Genomic DNA, 15,671 nt, shown 5'->3' on the forward strand with positions numbered 1-15,671 from the left:
CGCACCGGTCACGGGGCGGCCGGGGACTAGTCGGAGGAGGGCGCGCCGGCGGGGCGGCGTCGCGAGGCGTCGTCCGCGAGGATCACCGTGGCCACCATCAGGGCGACACAGAGGCTGAACAGCCAGGAGTCGTCGGTGGCGAACCTGGCGGCCACCGGCGCCTGGACGGCGGCGAGGAGGAAGCCGAGCCAGGCGAGGCGGCGTTGACGAACGGTGAGGAACCCGGATGCCTGTTGCATTCCGAAAGTCTTGCGCGGCACCCGTCGATCGCCGTCACCCGATCGGTCGATTCTGGATGACCTGTCCGCCTTTACGGCCACCCGTACCGCACTCTTTGTCGTTTCGGGGGTAGCGATCGCTGCGGGTGTTTGTTTCCGCAGGACGTGGTCGGGCCGGCCCGTGGCGGGGCCGACCGGGAGTGGTGCAGGATGGGCGGCCGTGTCCACCCCCGCCCCGCCCCGCGCCTCGCTGCTCCTGCTCGCCTACCTCGCGTTCGTCAGTCTGGGCCTGCCCGACGGGCTGATCGGGGTCGGCTGGCCGTCCATCCGGGCGGACTTCGACGTGCCCACCGAGGCGGTCGGCCTGGTGCTCACGGCCGGCACCATGGGCTACCTCACCTCCAGCGTGCTGGCCGGGTTCACCCTGGCCCGGCTCGGCGTCGGTCGGCTACTGGCCGGCAGCACCCTGCTGGCCAGCCTGGCCCTCACCGGCTACGCCACCAGCCCTGCGCTCGCCGTCATGACGGCCTGCGCGCTGGTGCTCGGGCTCGGCTCCGGGGCGATCGACTCCGGGCTCAACGCGTACGCGGCCGGGGCGTTCGGGCCGCGCCACATGAACTGGATGCACGCGTTCTTCGGCCTCGGCGTGGCCATCGGCCCGCTGATCATGACCGGGGCGCTCGCCGTCGGCCTCTCCTGGCGCTGGGGGTACGGCCTGGTCGCCGCCGCCCAGCTCGCCCTCGCCGTCGCGTTCGCCCTCACCGTGCGGGCGTGGCGGGACCGGTCCGCGGCGGGTGCGGGCGGGCCGGGTTCACCCGACCCCGGGCCGCAGGAGGCCGCCGCCGTCCCGGTCCGGGTGCGCGAGACCCTGCGACTGCCGGCCGTCTGGCTGGGCTCACTCGCCTTCACGGTGTACGTCGCGATCGAGGCCGCCGCCGGGCTCTGGGCGTTCCTGCTGCTCACGGAGGGGCGAGGGATGACCGCCGGGGTGGCCGGCGTCTGTGTCTCGGGCTATTGGGGCAGTTTGTTCGTGGGGCGGGTGGTCCAGGGCATCGGGTCCGAACGGCTCGGCGCCGCGAAGGTGCTGCGCGGGAGCCTGCTCGGCATGGCCGTGGGCGCCGCGTTGATCGCCCTGCCCGCCCCGGCCTGGGTGGCGGTGGCCGGCCTGCTGGTGCTGGGCTTCGCCGCCGCGCCGGTGTTCCCGCTGCTCATGCTCACCACCGCCGAGCGGGTCGGCGCCGCCCACGCCGACCGGACCGTCGGGGTGCAGATCGCCGCCGCCGGGCTGGGTGGCGCGCTGGTGCCCACCGGGATCGGCGTGCTGGTCGGCAACACCTCGGTCCAGGCCCTCGGGCCCGCGCTGACGGTCCTCGCCGTGGCGCTGTTCGCCCTCGTCGCCGCCACCTCCCGGCGGCGCTGACCCGCCCGCCACGGGGCGCTGAGCAGGGTGACGTCGACCCGCCCGCCACGGTGGCGCCGACGACGGTGGCGCCGACCCGCCCGCCCGTCGTCGGGGCGGGGCGGGGCGGCATCACATGTTGTCCGGGCCGGTCCGCCCCATGGTCGACGCCCGGTACGCCCGGTCGGCGTCCGTGCGCTCGCGCTCCCGCTCGGCCGGCGCCGCGCCGCGGTCCACCGCCTCCGGGCCGTGCCCGAAGGTGGCCTCCTCTCCGGCGTCGTTGGCCGTCACGTCGTCGGACTGCCCGTCGAGCGTCGACCGGGCGATCGCCCGGTCCAGGTCCTTCAGCGGGAGCCGCTCCTCGTCGCGCCACACGTGGCTGTCGTTGTCAGTCATGCTGTCGCGGTACCCGGGGCCGGTGATCGCAAACGGTCGCGCCGCCGCCGTACCCGGACACGGCGATGGCCGCCGGAAGCCGGCGGCCATCGTCAGCGCGTGCCAGGGGATCAGGGCTGGGGGCGGTCGACGGCGCCCCGCCAGGCGCCGGTCTCCTGACCGCGCCGCTCGATGAACTGCCTGAACCGCTCCAGGTCGCCCTTGGCCCGGCGGTCGACGACGCCGAGCTTGTCGCCGGCCTGCTCCACCACGCCGTGCGGCTCGAACTCGAGCTGGAGGGTGACCCGGGTCCTGCCCTCGTCCAGGCGGTGGAAGGTCACCACGCCGGCCTGCTGGGTGCCGCCGGTGGACCGCCAGGCGACCCGCTCGTCGGGCAGCTGCTCGGTGATCTCGGCGTCGAACTCGCGCTTGACCCCGGCGATCTCCACCGTCCAGTGGGTCTTCGTGTCGGAGACCTGCCGGACCTCCTGCACCCCCTCCATGAAGTGCGGGAACTCCTCGAACTGGGTCCACTGGTCGTACGCGGTCCGGATCGGGACGGACACGTCAACGTGTTCGGTGACGTCACTCATCGAGAATCCTCCTCAGTGCGCCGGTGCGTCGTCGGATCGTGAGCCGATCCGGTCACCAGCGCGTCGTCTCGTTCTTGTTCCCGAGGGCGGCCCACACCTCGGAGATCGTCTGGTAACGGGTGCCTGGCGGCAGGCCCTCCAGGGCGGCGACGATGTCGTCGGGCGCGTCGTTGTCGCGCGCGTTCGCGACCAGCGCGTCCCGGTCGCCGGGCAGGGCGGTCATCGTGATGAACCGCCCGAGCCGGCTGCGCGCCTCCACCTCGGAGGAACTCATGCCCTGTGGGGAGCCGGTGCGCAGCGGGCCGGCCGGCGCCGTGGTCGGCTCCGGCTGGTCCTCGCCCGCGGGCTCGGGCTGCCGGGACTCGTCGACCCGCGAGCCACCGGTCCCCGGGCCCTGCACCAGGCCCTTGACCTCCTGGCTCATCTGCTCGTCGACCCTCGGGCTGTGCTTGCTGCTGCCACGTTCCATGCCTTCTGCGCTACCCGACGGGGCCGCCGGTAAACCGAAGGGGACGCCCGGAAGGCGGCAGAAGGCGGCAAACAGTCACGAATCGGCCGGGGACCGGGGTGGTAGCACCGGCTCGCCCGGATCGGGGTCGCCGGCCTGGATCTGCCGGCCCCGTTGCAGCTCGGCGTTGATCTGCACGCCCAGCATCAGCGCGCAGTTGGACAGGTAGAGCCAGACCAGGAACGCGATCACCGCGCCGAGGCTGCCGTACGTGACGTCGTACGAGCCGAAGTTCGCCACGTACAGGCCGAAGCCGAAGGAGGCCAGCGCCCAGGAGACCAGGGCCACCGCTCCACCCGGGGTGAGCCAGCGGAACCGCGGCTGGCGCACGTTCGGGGCGATCCAGAACAACAGCGACAGCAGCGACATCACCACCATGGCCAGCACCGGCCACTTCACGACGCTCCACACCGTCCGGGCCAGCCCGCCGGCGTTGACCAGGTCGCCCACCGCGTCGGTGACCGGGCCGCTGACGATCAGGCCGGTGGCCACCACGGCCAGCAGCACCAGCGTCACGGCGGCCAGGCCGATCTGCAACGGGCGCAACCGCCAGACCGGCCGCCCCTCCTGCACCCCGTAGATGGCGTTGGAGGCCCGGGTGAACGCCCCGATGAACCCCGACGCCGACCAGAGCGCGCCGAGCAGACCGAAGCTGAGCAGCACCTTCGCGCCGCTCTGCTGGTCCACCACGCCCCGTACGACGCTGACGAAGCCGTCGTTGCCGACCACCGACCCGGCCCCCACCTCGCGGGCCAGGTCGATCACCGTGTCCACCGTCCGCTCGCCGTCGGAGACCAGCCCGACCAGGGCGACCACCACGATGGTGGACGGGAACAGCGCGAGCACCCCGTAGTAGGTGAGCGCGGCGGCCCAGTCCGCGCAGTTGTCCTTCACGAAGTTCCGACCGCTGCGCACCAGCGCCCCGCGCCAGGTGTGCCAGCTCAGCTGGCGTACCCGCCGGGGGAGCCGCAGCGGCCCGGCGGGAGGAGCCGTGCCCGGTTCCGTCGTCGCTGTCATGACTGCCCCCTGCGCCCCCGGCGGCCCGGGTGCCGGCCACCCCGTTGCTCGCCTGGCCCCGCCGGTACCCAACCCCAAAACTCACCAAACCCGCCCCTCCCGCCCCTCCTCCTGTGCGCGCAGGTGGGGTGGGGGAGCGGTCCGTGGGTAGTCCGTAAGTAAGGAGTCGAGGCGGAGGAGGAATCACATGCCCGGGCGCGAGGTACTGCCCAGCACGCTGCGGCGCTCCCCGGACAAGGCGCAGCGCACCTGGGAGAAGACGCACGACTCGGCGGTGGAGACGTACGGCGAGGGGGAGCGGGCGCACCGCACCGCCTTCGCCGCCGTCAAGCACGAGTTCGAGAAGGTGGGCGACCACTGGGAGCCCAAGGGCCGCAGGGGACCCAGCGACCGCCAGGCGGCCGGCGGCGGCCCGGAGCGGCGGGCCCCCACGGCGGGCGGGGTGGACGCCAACGCCACCAAGGACCACCTGATGGGGGTGGCCCGCAAGCTGGACGTCCCCGGCCGTTCCCGAATGACCAAGCCCGAACTGGTCAAGGCCATCGAGAAGGCCAACGACCGGCAGACCCGCAGGGCCCGCGGCGACTGACCCCGCGACCCGCACCGCCACCGCCCGGCGGGGGCGGTGCGGGAATTCCTCGACGAGACGGGCCGGGGTCACTCACCAGTGGCCGCCGCCGGGGGCCTGGAGGTGGACGGCCTTGGTGGCGGTGAACTCGTCGAGGAGTTCCGGGCCGTAGCCGAAGCCCTGGCCGCTGGCGCGGCGCGGCTGGGCGGCGCCGCCCGGAGCGCCGCCGAAGACCGCGTTGACCTTGACCGTGCCGACCGGGAGTTCCCGCCAGGCCCGATGGGCGTGGCTCATCGACGCGGTGAGCACCGTGGCGGCCAGCCCGTACGGCGAGTCGGCGGCGCACCGCAGCGCCTCGCTGAACGAGTCCACCACGACCACCGGGGCGACCGGGCCGAACGTCTCCTCGCGGACCAGGGCCATGTCGTGCCGGCAGTCGGTGACCACGGTCGCCGGGTAGAACGCCCCTGGCCCGTCCGGCAGCGCGCCACCGGTGCGCACCCGCGCCCCGTCGGCCACCGCCGCCGTCACCTGCCCGTGCACGTGGTCCCGGTGCCGCCGGTCGACCAGTGGCCCGAGTTCGGTCCCCGGGGCCCGCCCGGGCCCGGTGCGCAGCGCCTCGGCCCGCCGCACCAGGGCGTCGGCGAAGTCCTCGGCGACGTCGCGGTGCACGTAGATCCGCTCCACCGCGACGCAGATCTGCCCGGCGTTGGCGAACGACCCCAGCGCCGCCTGCTCCGCCGCCCAGATCGGGTCCACGCCGGCGTCGACGACGAGCGGGTCGCTGCCGCCGTTCTCCAGCAGCGCCTTGGCCCCGGTCCGGGCCGCCGCCGCGGCGATCGACCGGCCGGTGGCGGTGGAACCGACGTGCGCCACCACGTCCACGTCGCCGGCGGCCAGCGCCGCGCCGACCTCGCCACCCCCGGTGAGCAGCGACAGCACCCCGGGCGGCAGCGCGCTGTCCAGCGCCCTGGCCAGCAGCCACCCGGTCGCCGGGGTCCGCTCGCTCGGCTTGTGCAGCACCACGTTGCCGGTCACCAGGGCCGCGCCGAGCAGCCCGCAGGCGACCGCAACCGGGTCGTTCCACGGGGTGATCGCCGCGACCACCCCGCGCGGCTGCGGCGTCATGAAGTCGATGGCGTCCGCGCCGCCGAGCAGGGTCCGACCGCCGCGCAGCGGGGCCAGCTCCGCGTACTGTCGCAGGGTGCCGACACCCGCCTCGACGCCGCCCCGGGCGTCCGCCAGGGGCTTGCCCATCTCGGCGGTGACCGCCGCGGCCAGCTCCTCCGTCGTGGCCTCGACCGCGTCCGCGGCCCGGTGCAGGGCAGCCGCCCGCTCGGCCGGGGCGGTCGCCGCCCAGTCGGCCGCCATGCCCCGCGCGGCCTCCACCGCCTTGCCGACCTCGTCCGCCGTCGCCACCGGCACGGTGCTGACCGGTGAGCCGTCGGCCGGGTCGCGTACGACCAACTCGCCGCCCGTGCCGCCCGCGCCCCACACTCCACCTATGAGCTGCGAAACCGTGTACATGCGGCGGTGGATGCCCCGGCCCCGGCGGCGCAAACGCGTTTCACCTGGTAACCGGCCGGGTAGCCGGATCGGATGATCTCGACCGGGGTGCAGACGGCGGACGCCGTGGTCGTCGGCGCGGGCCACAACGGCCTGGTGGCCGCCAACCTGCTGGCCGACGCGGGCTGGGACGTGCTGGTGCTGGAGGCGACCGGCGCGCCCGGCGGGGCGGTGCGCTCGGCCGAGGTGACCGCCCCCGGCTACCTCAGCGACCTGTACAGCTCCTTCTACCCCCTCGGGTACGCCTCCCCGGTGCTGGCCGGCCTGGAGCTGGACCGGCACGGACTGACCTGGACCCACGCCCCCGACGTGCTGGCCCACCTGCTGCCCGACGGCCGGGCGGCGGTGCTGAACCGGGACCTCGACGTCACGGCTGCCTCGCTGGAGGCGTTCGCGCCCGGCGACGGCGAGCGGTGGCGGCGCTCGTACGCCGAATGGCTGGACGTCGCCGGGCCGATGCTGGAGACCATCACCACCCCGTTCCCGCCCGTCCGCGGCGGGCTCGGCCTGCTGCGCCGGCTGAGGGTGGGTGGGGCGCTGCGGCTGGCCCGCCGCCTCGTCGTGCCGGTGCGCAAGCTCGGCGACGAGATGTTCGACGGCGAGGGCGGCACCCTGCTGCTGGCCGGCTGCGCCCTGCACACCGACCTGTCGCCGGACGAGGCCGGCTCCGGGGTGTACGGCTGGTTGCTGGCCATGCTCGGCCAGCAGGTCGGCTGGCCGGTGCCGGTCGGCGGGGCGCAGCGGATCACCGACGCGCTGGTGGACCGGCTCACCGCCCGGGGCGGCCGGATCCTCTACGACGCCCGGGTGGACCGGGTGCTCACCGCCCGGGGCCGGGCCATGGGGGTACGCACCGTCGGCGGCACCGCCTGGCGGGCCCGCCGCGCGGTGCTGGCCGACGTGCCCGCCCCCGCGCTCTTCCTGGACCTGGTCGGCCCGGCGGCGCTGCCGCCCCGGCTGGTGGAGGACCTGGCGCACTTCCGGTGGGACGGGTCCACCCTGAAGGTCGACTGGGCGCTGTCCGGGCCGGTGCCGTGGGCCAATCCGACGGTGGCCACCGCCGGCGCCGTGCACCTCGGCGCCGACCTCAACGGCCTGACCGGCTACGCCGCCGAGCTGGCCCGGGGTGAGATCCCCCGGGACCCGTTCCTGCTGCTCGGGCAGATGAGCGTCGCCGACCAGAGCCACTCGCCGGCCGGGACCGAGTCGCTCTGGTCGTACACCCACCTGCCGTTCCGGCGGAACTGGCGGGCCGAGGACGTCGCCGCGCACGTGGACCGGATGGAGGAGGTGCTGGAGGCGGCCGCCCCCGGCTTCCGGGCCCGGATCGTCGGGCGGCACGTCGCCGGCCCGGCGGACCTGGAGCGGGGCGACCCGAGCCTGGTCGGCGGGGCGCTGGGCGGCGGCACCGCCGCGGCGTACCAGCAGCTCTTCCTGCGGCCGATCCCCGGCCTGGGCCGCGCGGACACCCCGGTGGACCGGCTGTACCTGGCCAGTTCCTCGGCGCACCCGGGCGGCGGGGTGCACGGCGCGCCGGGCGCGAACGCGGCCCGGGCGGCGCTGGCCCGCGACCGGGCGCTCACCGGCGGCCTCTACGCCGGGGTGATCGGCGCGGCTCACCGGGCGGTCTACCGCTGACTCGCCGGTCCGCCGGTCCGCCGGCCCGTGGCCGAACGGCGACGGGTGGCGCGGGCCCGGGCGCTTCGGGCACCCGGGCGGCGGCCGTCAGCGCTCGATGTTGCGGTGCCGGGTACGCAGCTTGAACGGCATCAGCGCGCTCTCGATCTTGGTGGCGGTGGTCATCTTCGAGTCGCCGTCGCGGCGCTCCTCGAAGCGGATCGGCACCTCCAGGATGGTGTGGCCGAGCTTCGTGGCCAGGTAGTGCATCTCCACCTGGAAGCTGTAGCCGTTCGACTGCACCCGTTCCAGGCCGATGTCGCGCAGCGCGTCGGCACGCCAGATCTTGAAGCCCGCCGTGAGGTCGCGGATGCGCACCCTCAGCAGCGTGTGCACGTAGAGGTTGGCCCAGCCGCTGAGCGCGCGGCGGTACAGCGGCCACGCCTCGTCGAGCTGGCCGCCGGGGACGTAGCGGGAGCCGATGACCACCCCCGCCCGGGTGGACAGCAGCGCACCGAGCATGCCGGGCAGCGCCTCCGGCGGGTGGGACAGGTCGGCGTCCATCTGCGCCACGTACTCGGCGCCGCCGTCGAGCGCCCGGGTGATTCCGTCGACGTACGCCCGGCCGAGCCCCTCCTTGCCGGCCCGGTGCACCACCCGCACCCGGTCGGGGTGTTCGAGCGCCAGCTTGTCGGCCACATCGCCGGTGCCGTCCGGCGAGTTGTCGTCGGCGACCAGCACCGTCAGGCCCGGCAGCGGCAGCGCGAGGAGCCGCTCGACCAGCACCGGCAGGTTGCCCGCCTCGTTGTAGGTGGGGACCACGACGGTCAGGCGCGCGTCTCGCCACGGCTCGGGCAACAGCACGGGTTCGATCATGACGGACATCCTCGGTTTGCCGACAGGTTCACCAAGAGGGTATCCAGTTACCCGTTCCCTGTCGTAAGGGCTCCCCGTCCGGCACGTGTGACGTGGTGTGTTTCCCGGTTTGGCGGCCGGTCACCGGTCCGCCTTCTGCCGGGTCGAGATGTCGGCGAGGCGGCGCAGCGTCTCCTTGTTGCGCTGGTGCAGCACCAGGTCGTTGAGCTTGTTCCGGATCCAGCGCAGCGGGCCGGCGGCGAAGTCCTCGCCGATGCGGACCCGGGTGGCGTGCTCGCCGACCGGTTCCAGGGTGAACACCACGATCGCCTCGCCGGCCGGCCACAGCCCGGCCCTGAGCGCCAGCTTGCGCGGCGGCTCGTGGACCAGCACGGTGGAGACGTCCTGGAGGGAGAACGGCCACGGCCCGGCCTTGTGGTGCAGCCGGGCGCCGACCCGGGGCCAGGCGTCGTCGACGTCGCGCACGTGCACCGTGCCGACCACCCAGTCGCTGTACGTCCAGCCGTCCGCGAGGACGTCGAAGACCCGCTGTGGGGGCGCCTCGATCACTTTCTCCACAATCGCCACTGCGCTCCCATACCCCGCTGCGGGCGGGGCTAACGACCCGGTGGGTTAGCTTCTCCGGTGCGGCGGGTACCGCCGCACCGGGAGCGGTGCTGGTACCGCGCCGTGGCCGACGTTTACTCCTCGGGGCGCAGGGAACCCGCCGCCCGTGCGACGGGACCAGTTGGAGCCGGATCGGCGCAGGTCAGCCCGGGTGGGCCCGGGTGCTGACCGCGGTCGGTCCGGCGGTGTCCTGTTCGACGCCGTGCTGTTGGACCGGGACGGGACGTTGGTCGAGGACGTGCCGTACAACGGGGAGCCGGAGAAGGTGCGGCCGATGCCGGGGGCGCGGGAGGCCCTCGACCGGTTGCGGGCGGCGGGGCTGCGGCTGGGCGTGGTGACGAACCAGTCGGGCCTGGCCCGGGGGTGTTTCAGCGCCGGGCAGATGGGTCGGGTGCACGCGCGGATCGAGGAGCTGCTGGGGCCGTTCGACACCTGGCAGGTGTGCCCGCACGACGACGGGGCCGGGTGTGGGTGCCGTAAGCCGGCGCCGGGGCTGGTACGCGCCGCCGCCGCCGATCTGGGCACGACTCCGGGGCGGTGCGTGGTGGTGGGGGACATCGGTCGGGACATGACCGCAGCCCTCGCGGCGGGCGCGTCCGGGGTGTTGGTGCCGACGCCGGTGACCCGGGCCGAGGAGGTCGCCGCCGCCCCGCACGTCGCCCCGACGCTGCCGGCCGCGGTGGAGGAGATCCTGCGCCGGCAGGCTGCCGTCGTTCCCGCCGTGCCGCGTACGGCGGGAACGGTGTTGGTGGTGCGGTCGGACTCGGCGGGGGACGTGCTGGTGACCGGGCCGGGGGTCCGGGCGGTGGCGGCGCACGCGCGGCGGGTGGTGCTGTTGTGCGGGCCCCGGGGCCGGGCGGCGGCGGGACTGCTGCCGGGGGTGGACGAGGTCGTCGAGTGGCCCCTGGAGTGGATCGACCCGGACCCGGCCTCGGTCGACCCGCGGCGGACCGGTCGGCTGGTGCGGCGGCTGGCGGCGGTGGGGGCGGACGAGGCGGTGATCTTCACCAGCTTCCACCAGTCGCCGCTGCCGCTGGCCCTGCTGCTGCGCCTTGCCGGGGTGCCCCGGATCGCCGCGATCAGCGACGACTACCCGGGGAGCCTGCTGGATGTGCGCCACCGGGTCCCGTCGGGGGTGCCGGAGCCGGAGCGGGCCCTGTCGTTGGCTGCCGCCGCCGGTCACGCCCTGCCCGCCGCCGACGAACCCCGGCTGCGCCTGCGCCGGGACGCGGTGCCGGCCGCGCCGTCGCAGCTCGGCCCGCCCGGGTACGTGGTCGTGCATCCCGGCTCGTCGGCCTCGGCCCGGGCCTGCCCGCCGGAGCTGGCCGCCCGGATCGTCCGGGTGCTCGCCGACGCCGGTCACCGGGTGGCGGTGACCGGGGGGCCCGGCGAGCGGGAACTGACCGCCCGGGTCGCCGCCGCCGGGGGAACCGACCTCGGCGGACGCACCGGACTCACCGAACTGGCCGGGATCATCGCCGACGCCGGTGCCCTCGTCGTCGGCAACACCGGCCCCGCCCACCTCGCCGCCGCGCTCGGCACCCCGGTGGTCAGCCTGTTCGCCCCGACCGTCCCGTTCGGGCAGTGGGGGCCCTACCGGGTGCCCACCGTCCGACTCGGCGACGCCGACGCGCCCTGCCGCGACACCCGCTCGGCGGGCTGCCCGGTCGCCGGGCACCCCTGCCTCGCCGGGGTCGACCCCGCAGCGGTCCTCGACGCGGTCCGGCTCCTCGGCGTGCCCACGGCGGGGGCCGCCCGGGCCGGAGCCGGCGGCGTGGCCGGCGGCGACGCCACGGCGGGCGGGTCGCCGGCGTTCGCCGTGCCGGCCGGTGGCGGGAGCGGCCGATGAACGTCCTGGTCTGGCACGTGCACGGCTCCTGGGCCACGTCCTTCGTGCACGGCAGGCACCGCTACCTGGTGCCGGTCACCCCCGACCGGGGCCCCTACGGCCTCGGCCGGGCCCGCACCTACCCGTGGCCCGCCGGGGCCGTCGAGGTCACCCCGGCCGAGCTGCGCCGGGCCGAGGTGGACGTGGTGGTGCTCCAGCGCCCCGAGGAGTTCGACCTGGCCTCCGAGTGGCTCGGCCGCCGGGTCGGCCGGGACGTGCCGGCCGTCTACGTCGAGCACAACACCCCCAAGGGGGACGTGCCCAACACCCGTCACCCGATGGCCGACCGCGACGACCTGCTGCTCGTCCACGTCACCGGATTCAACCAGCTCTTCTGGGACAACGGCGGCACCCGCAGCACCGTCGTCGAGCACGGCATCGTCGCCCCGGACGTCGAGTGGACCGGCGAACTCGACCGGCTCGCCGTCGTCATCAACGAGCCGGTACGCCGCTGGCGGGTCACCGGCACCGACCTGCTGCCCCGGTTCGCCGCCCTCGCCCCGTTGGACGTCTTCGGCATGGGGGTCGCCGGGCTGGCCGACCGGCTGGGGCTGCCCGCCGACCGGGTCACCAGCCACGACGACGTGCCGCAGGACCGGATGCACGCCGAGCTGGCCCGGCGGCGGGCGTACCTGCACCTGTGCCGGTGGACCTCGCTCGGGCTCAGCCTGATCGAGGCGATGAGCATCGGCATGCCGGTCGTCGCGCTGGCCACCACCGAGGCGGTGGTGGCGGTGCCGCCGGAGGCCGGCGCGCTCTCCACCCGCGTCGACGAGCTGCTGGCGGCGACCCGTCGGTTCCTCGACGACCCGCCGGCCGCCCGCCGGGCGGGCGCGGCGGCCCGGCGGGCCGCCCGGGACCGCTACGGCCTGGACCGTTTCCTCGCTGACTGGGACCGGCTGCTGGAGGAGGAAGTATGCGCATCGCGATGATCTCGGAGCACGCCAGCCCGCTCGCCGTCCTCGGCGGCGAGGACGCCGGCGGCCAGAACACGCATGTCGCGGAGCTCTCCGCCGCGCTCGCGGCCGCCGGTCACGACGTGCGGGTGTACACCCGCCGGGACGCGGTGGACCTGCCGGTGACGGTCCGCAGCCCGGACGGGTACGACGTGGTGCACGTGCCGGCCGGTCCGGCCGAGCCGGTCGCCAAGGACGCGCTGCTGCCACACATGCGGGCGTTCGGTCGTCGGCTGGTCGACTGGTGGCGCACCGGGGACTGGACGCCCGAGGTGATCCACGCCCACTTCTGGATGAGCGGCCTGGCCGCGCTGGCCGCCGGCCGGCAGACCGGGGTGCCGGTGGTGCAGACGTACCACGCCCTCGGCGCGGTGAAGCGCCGCCACCAGGGCGTCCAGGACACCAGCCCGCCCCGTCGGATCGCCCACGAGCGGGAGCTGGGCCGGGCCGTCGACCGGGTGGTCGCCCAGTGCCAGGACGAGGTCGGCGAGCTGGTCCGGCTCGGGGTGCCCCGGTCCCGGATCACCGTCGTCCCGTCCGGGGTCAACCTCGGGACGTTCACGCCGCTCGGACCGGCCGTCGAGCGGGACCCGGGGCGGGCCCGCCTGCTCACCGTGGGCCGCCTGGTGGAGCGCAAGGGCTTCCAGGACGTGATCCGCGCGATGCCGCTGGTGCCGGACGCCGAGTGCGTGGTGGTGGGCGGCCCGCCGGAGGGGCTGCTGGAGACCGACCCGCACGCCCGGCGGCTGCGGGCCCTCGCGGAGTCCAGCGGGGTGGCCGACCGGGTGACGCTGGTCGGGGCGGTGCCCCGCGAGGAGATGAGCCGCTGGTACCGCTCCGCCGACGTGCTGGTGGCCGCCCCCTGGTACGAGCCGTTCGGGCTGACCCCGTTGGAGGCGATGGCGTGCGGGGTGCCCGTGGTCGGCACGGCCGTCGGCGGGCTGACCGACACAGTGCTCCACGGGGTGACCGGCGACCTGGTGCCGGCCCGGGACCCGCGCGCGCTGGGCGTCACGATCCGGCGGCTGCTCGACGACCGGATCCGCCGGTTCTCCTACGCCGGGGCGGCCCGTGACCGGGCCCGGCGCAGCTACTCCTGGGCGGCCACGGCCGAGCGGCTCACCGACGTGTACGGCCAGGTGGCGGCGGTGCGTCGGCCCACCCGGGTGGTCGCCTGATGGCCGCCGCGCCGCCCGGTCCCGCCGGCCAGCCCGGTCCCGCCGGCCCGGCTGCCTCTCCGGCCGGTCCCGCCGGCCCGGCCGCCCCGTCGGTGCTCGACGGGCACCTGGCCAACCTGGCCGCGGCCCTGCTGCCGTACCGCAGGTCGGAGGAGGTGCTGGCCCGGTGGGGCGGGGAACTGGCGCACCGGCTCGCCGCCGGCGGCCGGTTGCTGGTCGCCGGCAACGGCGGTAGCGCCGCAGAGGCCCAACACCTCACCGCCGAACTCGTCGGCAAGCTCCGCGACGACCGGCAACCCCTCTCCGCCATCGCCCTGCACGCGGAGACCTCCGCCCTCACCGCCATCGCCAACGACTACGGCTACGACCACACCTTCGCCCGTCAGGTCCGTGCCCACGGCCGGCGGGACGACATCCTCCTGCTCATGTCCACCAGCGGCGCCAGCACCAACCTCCTCGCCGCGGCCCGCGCCGCCCGGGAGGCCGGCCTGCGCTGCTGGGCCCTCACCGGCCCCACCCCCAACCCCCTCGCCGACGCCTGCCACGACGCCCTCGCCATCGACTCGCCGGACAGCCAGGTGGTCCAGGAACTGCACCTGGTCTCGGTCCATGTGCTCTGCGAGTACGTCGACCGGGTGCTCCCCGCAGCCCTCGCGGCGGCGGGCGAGCACGGCCCGGGCGGCGTGGTGCCGGCGGTGGGCGTGACCGGCGGGCCGGACCGGCCGGTGCGTGCCGGGGTCGAGGTGGTGCTGGACGGCGAGGCCGGCCGGCAGGTCGAGGCGGGCTGAGGAGGCGAGCTGATGGCGGGACCTGTGGTGGTGGTCGGTGACATCCTGCTCGACCGGGACGTCGAGGGGGTGGTGAACCGGCTCTGTCCGGACTCCCCGGTGCCGGTGCTCGACGAGTCGACGGCCGTGGACCGGCCCGGCGGCGCCGGCCTGGCGGCGGTCTTCGCCGCCGGGTTGGGCGCCGAGGTGGCCCTGGTGACCGCCCTCGCCGACGACGAGGGCGGGGCCCGGCTGAGCACGCTGCTCGCCGCCGCCGGGGTGCAGGTGTACGCGCTGCCGCTGCGCGGCGCCACCCCGGAGAAGATCCGGCTGCACGCCCGGGGGCGGGTGCTGCTGCGGCACGACCGGGGCGGACCGGCCGGGGAGCCCGGCGAGCCGAGCGAGGCCGCCCTGCGGCTGCTCGCCTCCGCGTCCGCCGTGCTGGTCAGCGACTACGGCCGGGGGGTGGCCCGGCAACCGGCCCTGCGCTGCGCGCTCGCGGCGACCCGCGCGCCCGTGGTGTGGGACCCGCACCCCCGGGGCCCGGCGGCGGTGCCGGGGGTGCACCTGGCCACCCCGAACGAGTCGGAGGTGCGCGAACTGGTGAAGACCGGGCCGGGCGCGTCCCGGCTGGCCACCGCGTCCCGGGGCGCGCAGGAGCTGCGCCGGCGCTGGCGGGCCGGCGCGGTCACCGTCACCCTGGGCGGCGACGGGGCGCTGCTCTGCCACGCCGGGTCGACGCCGCTGGTGGTGCCCGCCCCGGCCAGCGCCGAGGGGGACACCTGCGGTGCGGGCGACCGGTTCGCCGCGACCGCCAGCATCGCCCTGTCCCGGGGCGCGCTGGTCTCCGAGGCGGTGCAGGCGGCGGTCACCGAGGCGTCGGCGTACGTCGAGGCCGGGGGAGTGGCCACGGCCCTGCCGCCGCCGGCCCGGCCGGTCCCGGTGACCGGGTCCCGCCCCGGCGGCGGCGACCGGGTCGGGGTGGGCGCCGCCGCCGCGGTGGTCGCGGCGGTCCGCGCGGCCGGCGGCACGGTCGTCGCCACCGGCGGGTGCTTCGACCTGCTGCACGCCGGGCACGTGGCCACCCTGGAGGCGGCCCGCCGGCTCGGTGACTGCCTGGTCGTCTGCCTCAACTCCGACGCCGGCGTGACGGGGCTGAAGGGACCGGACCGGCCGGTGGTGCCGCAGGGCGACCGTGGCCGGCTGCTGGCGGCGCTGGGCTGCGTCGACGCGGTGCTGGTCTTCGACGAGCCCACCCCGCAGGCGGCCCTGACCTGGCTGCGCCCCGACGTCTGGGTCAAGGGCGGTGACTACGCCACCGGTGGCGGCGAGCCAGGGCTGCCCGAGGCGGAGCTGCTGAGCCGCTGGGGCGGGCACACGGTGGTCGTGCCGTACCTCGACGGGCGCTCCACCACCGACATGATCGCCGCCGCCCGCGCCGGTGGCGGGACGACCGGGTCCGGCGACCGGGTGCCCGGGCCGCCGCCGGGCGTGGCGGTGGGCGTGGACGTCGCGGCGGCGAAGGGGACACGATGACCG

The 15,671-nt window shown here is 75.9% G+C and carries 16 protein-coding genes; 8 read left to right on the forward strand and 8 right to left on the reverse strand.

Annotation, left to right across the window (positions count from 1 at the left end; all coding sequences use genetic code 11):
* Positions 1 to 26: 26 nt before the first annotated feature.
* Complete coding sequence (locus ACFYZF_RS12135) at positions 27 to 239, reverse strand: hypothetical protein (protein ID WP_387018917.1); 213 nt, start codon at positions 237 to 239, stop codon at positions 27 to 29.
* Positions 240 to 438: 199 nt separating this feature from the next.
* Between ACFYZF_RS12135 and ACFYZF_RS12140 the strand changes: the two genes are divergently transcribed.
* Positions 439 to 1,638 (forward strand): MFS transporter, encoded by a 1,200-nt coding sequence (locus ACFYZF_RS12140; RefSeq protein WP_387018919.1) that lies wholly within the window; start codon positions 439 to 441, stop codon positions 1,636 to 1,638.
* A 111-nt stretch (positions 1,639 to 1,749) separates the two neighbouring features.
* Here ACFYZF_RS12140 and ACFYZF_RS12145 read toward each other — a convergent pair whose 3' ends face one another.
* The 4 genes from ACFYZF_RS12145 to ACFYZF_RS12160 form a co-directional block, all read right to left on the reverse strand.
* Positions 1,750 to 2,013, reverse strand: coding sequence for a hypothetical protein (locus ACFYZF_RS12145; RefSeq protein WP_350882246.1), 264 nt, complete (start codon positions 2,011 to 2,013; stop codon positions 1,750 to 1,752).
* Positions 2,014 to 2,123: 110 nt separating this feature from the next.
* Complete coding sequence (locus ACFYZF_RS12150; protein ID WP_387018921.1) at positions 2,124 to 2,585, reverse strand: SRPBCC family protein; 462 nt, start codon at positions 2,583 to 2,585, stop codon at positions 2,124 to 2,126.
* Positions 2,586 to 2,637: 52 nt separating this feature from the next.
* Positions 2,638 to 3,054: a DUF2795 domain-containing protein gene (locus ACFYZF_RS12155; RefSeq protein ID WP_387018924.1), complete on the reverse strand. Its 417-nt coding sequence runs from the start codon at positions 3,052 to 3,054 to the stop codon at positions 2,638 to 2,640.
* Between the two features lie 75 nt (positions 3,055 to 3,129).
* Positions 3,130 to 4,110 (reverse strand): YihY/virulence factor BrkB family protein, encoded by a 981-nt coding sequence (locus ACFYZF_RS12160; RefSeq protein ID WP_387018927.1) that lies wholly within the window; start codon positions 4,108 to 4,110, stop codon positions 3,130 to 3,132.
* Between the two features lie 187 nt (positions 4,111 to 4,297).
* On the opposite strand from ACFYZF_RS12160, the gene ACFYZF_RS12165 reads away from it, so the two are divergent.
* Positions 4,298 to 4,699 carry a ChaB family protein gene (locus tag ACFYZF_RS12165; protein ID WP_350882254.1) on the forward strand — a complete coding sequence of 134 codons (402 nt, stop codon included), beginning with the start codon at positions 4,298 to 4,300 and terminating at the stop codon, positions 4,697 to 4,699.
* Between the two features lie 72 nt (positions 4,700 to 4,771).
* Here ACFYZF_RS12165 and ACFYZF_RS12170 read toward each other — a convergent pair whose 3' ends face one another.
* The gene (locus tag ACFYZF_RS12170; RefSeq protein WP_387018930.1) at positions 4,772 to 6,205 is read right to left on the reverse strand and encodes an aldehyde dehydrogenase family protein; all 1,434 of its coding nucleotides are present in this window, start codon (positions 6,203 to 6,205) and stop codon (positions 4,772 to 4,774) included.
* 72 nt (positions 6,206 to 6,277) lie between these two features.
* Here ACFYZF_RS12170 and ACFYZF_RS12175 point away from each other — a divergent pair, with 72 nt between their 5' ends.
* Positions 6,278 to 7,882, forward strand: a complete 1,605-nt coding sequence (locus ACFYZF_RS12175; RefSeq protein ID WP_387018933.1) for a phytoene desaturase family protein — start codon at positions 6,278 to 6,280, stop codon at positions 7,880 to 7,882.
* A gap of 87 nt (positions 7,883 to 7,969) precedes the next feature.
* Here the strand turns inward: ACFYZF_RS12175 and ACFYZF_RS12180 are convergent, their stop codons facing one another.
* Together ACFYZF_RS12180 and ACFYZF_RS12185 are read right to left on the reverse strand one after the other, a co-directional pair.
* Positions 7,970 to 8,737, reverse strand: coding sequence for a polyprenol monophosphomannose synthase (locus ACFYZF_RS12180; RefSeq protein ID WP_350882260.1), 768 nt, complete (start codon positions 8,735 to 8,737; stop codon positions 7,970 to 7,972).
* A 120-nt stretch (positions 8,738 to 8,857) separates the two neighbouring features.
* Positions 8,858 to 9,304: an SRPBCC family protein gene (locus tag ACFYZF_RS12185; protein ID WP_387018936.1), complete on the reverse strand. Its 447-nt coding sequence runs from the start codon at positions 9,302 to 9,304 to the stop codon at positions 8,858 to 8,860.
* A 145-nt stretch (positions 9,305 to 9,449) separates the two neighbouring features.
* Between ACFYZF_RS12185 and ACFYZF_RS12190 the strand changes: the two genes are divergently transcribed.
* The 5 genes from ACFYZF_RS12190 to ACFYZF_RS12210 are packed head-to-tail and all read left to right on the forward strand — an operon-like array spanning position 9,450 to position 15,668.
* Positions 9,450 to 11,192 (forward strand): HAD-IIIA family hydrolase, encoded by a 1,743-nt coding sequence (locus tag ACFYZF_RS12190; protein ID WP_387018939.1) that lies wholly within the window; start codon positions 9,450 to 9,452, stop codon positions 11,190 to 11,192.
* On the forward strand, positions 11,189 to 12,163 hold the full coding sequence (locus ACFYZF_RS12195) for a glycosyltransferase (protein ID WP_387018942.1): 975 nt from the start codon (positions 11,189 to 11,191) through the stop codon (positions 12,161 to 12,163). Before ACFYZF_RS12190 ends, ACFYZF_RS12195 begins: the two co-directional genes overlap by 4 nt.
* Positions 12,148 to 13,365 (forward strand): glycosyltransferase, encoded by a 1,218-nt coding sequence (locus ACFYZF_RS12200; protein WP_387018945.1) that lies wholly within the window; start codon positions 12,148 to 12,150, stop codon positions 13,363 to 13,365. Before ACFYZF_RS12195 ends, ACFYZF_RS12200 begins: the two co-directional genes overlap by 16 nt.
* Positions 13,365 to 14,153, forward strand: coding sequence for an SIS domain-containing protein (locus ACFYZF_RS12205; RefSeq protein ID WP_387018948.1), 789 nt, complete (start codon positions 13,365 to 13,367; stop codon positions 14,151 to 14,153). Before ACFYZF_RS12200 ends, ACFYZF_RS12205 begins: the two co-directional genes overlap by 1 nt.
* A gap of 12 nt (positions 14,154 to 14,165) precedes the next feature.
* Complete coding sequence (locus ACFYZF_RS12210) at positions 14,166 to 15,668, forward strand: PfkB family carbohydrate kinase (protein WP_387018951.1); 1,503 nt, start codon at positions 14,166 to 14,168, stop codon at positions 15,666 to 15,668.
* Positions 15,669 to 15,671: the final 3 nt, after the last annotated feature.

This window comes from Micromonospora sp. NPDC001898, assembly GCF_042891255.1.
Classification (GTDB): Bacteria; Actinomycetota; Actinomycetes; order Mycobacteriales; family Micromonosporaceae; genus Micromonospora.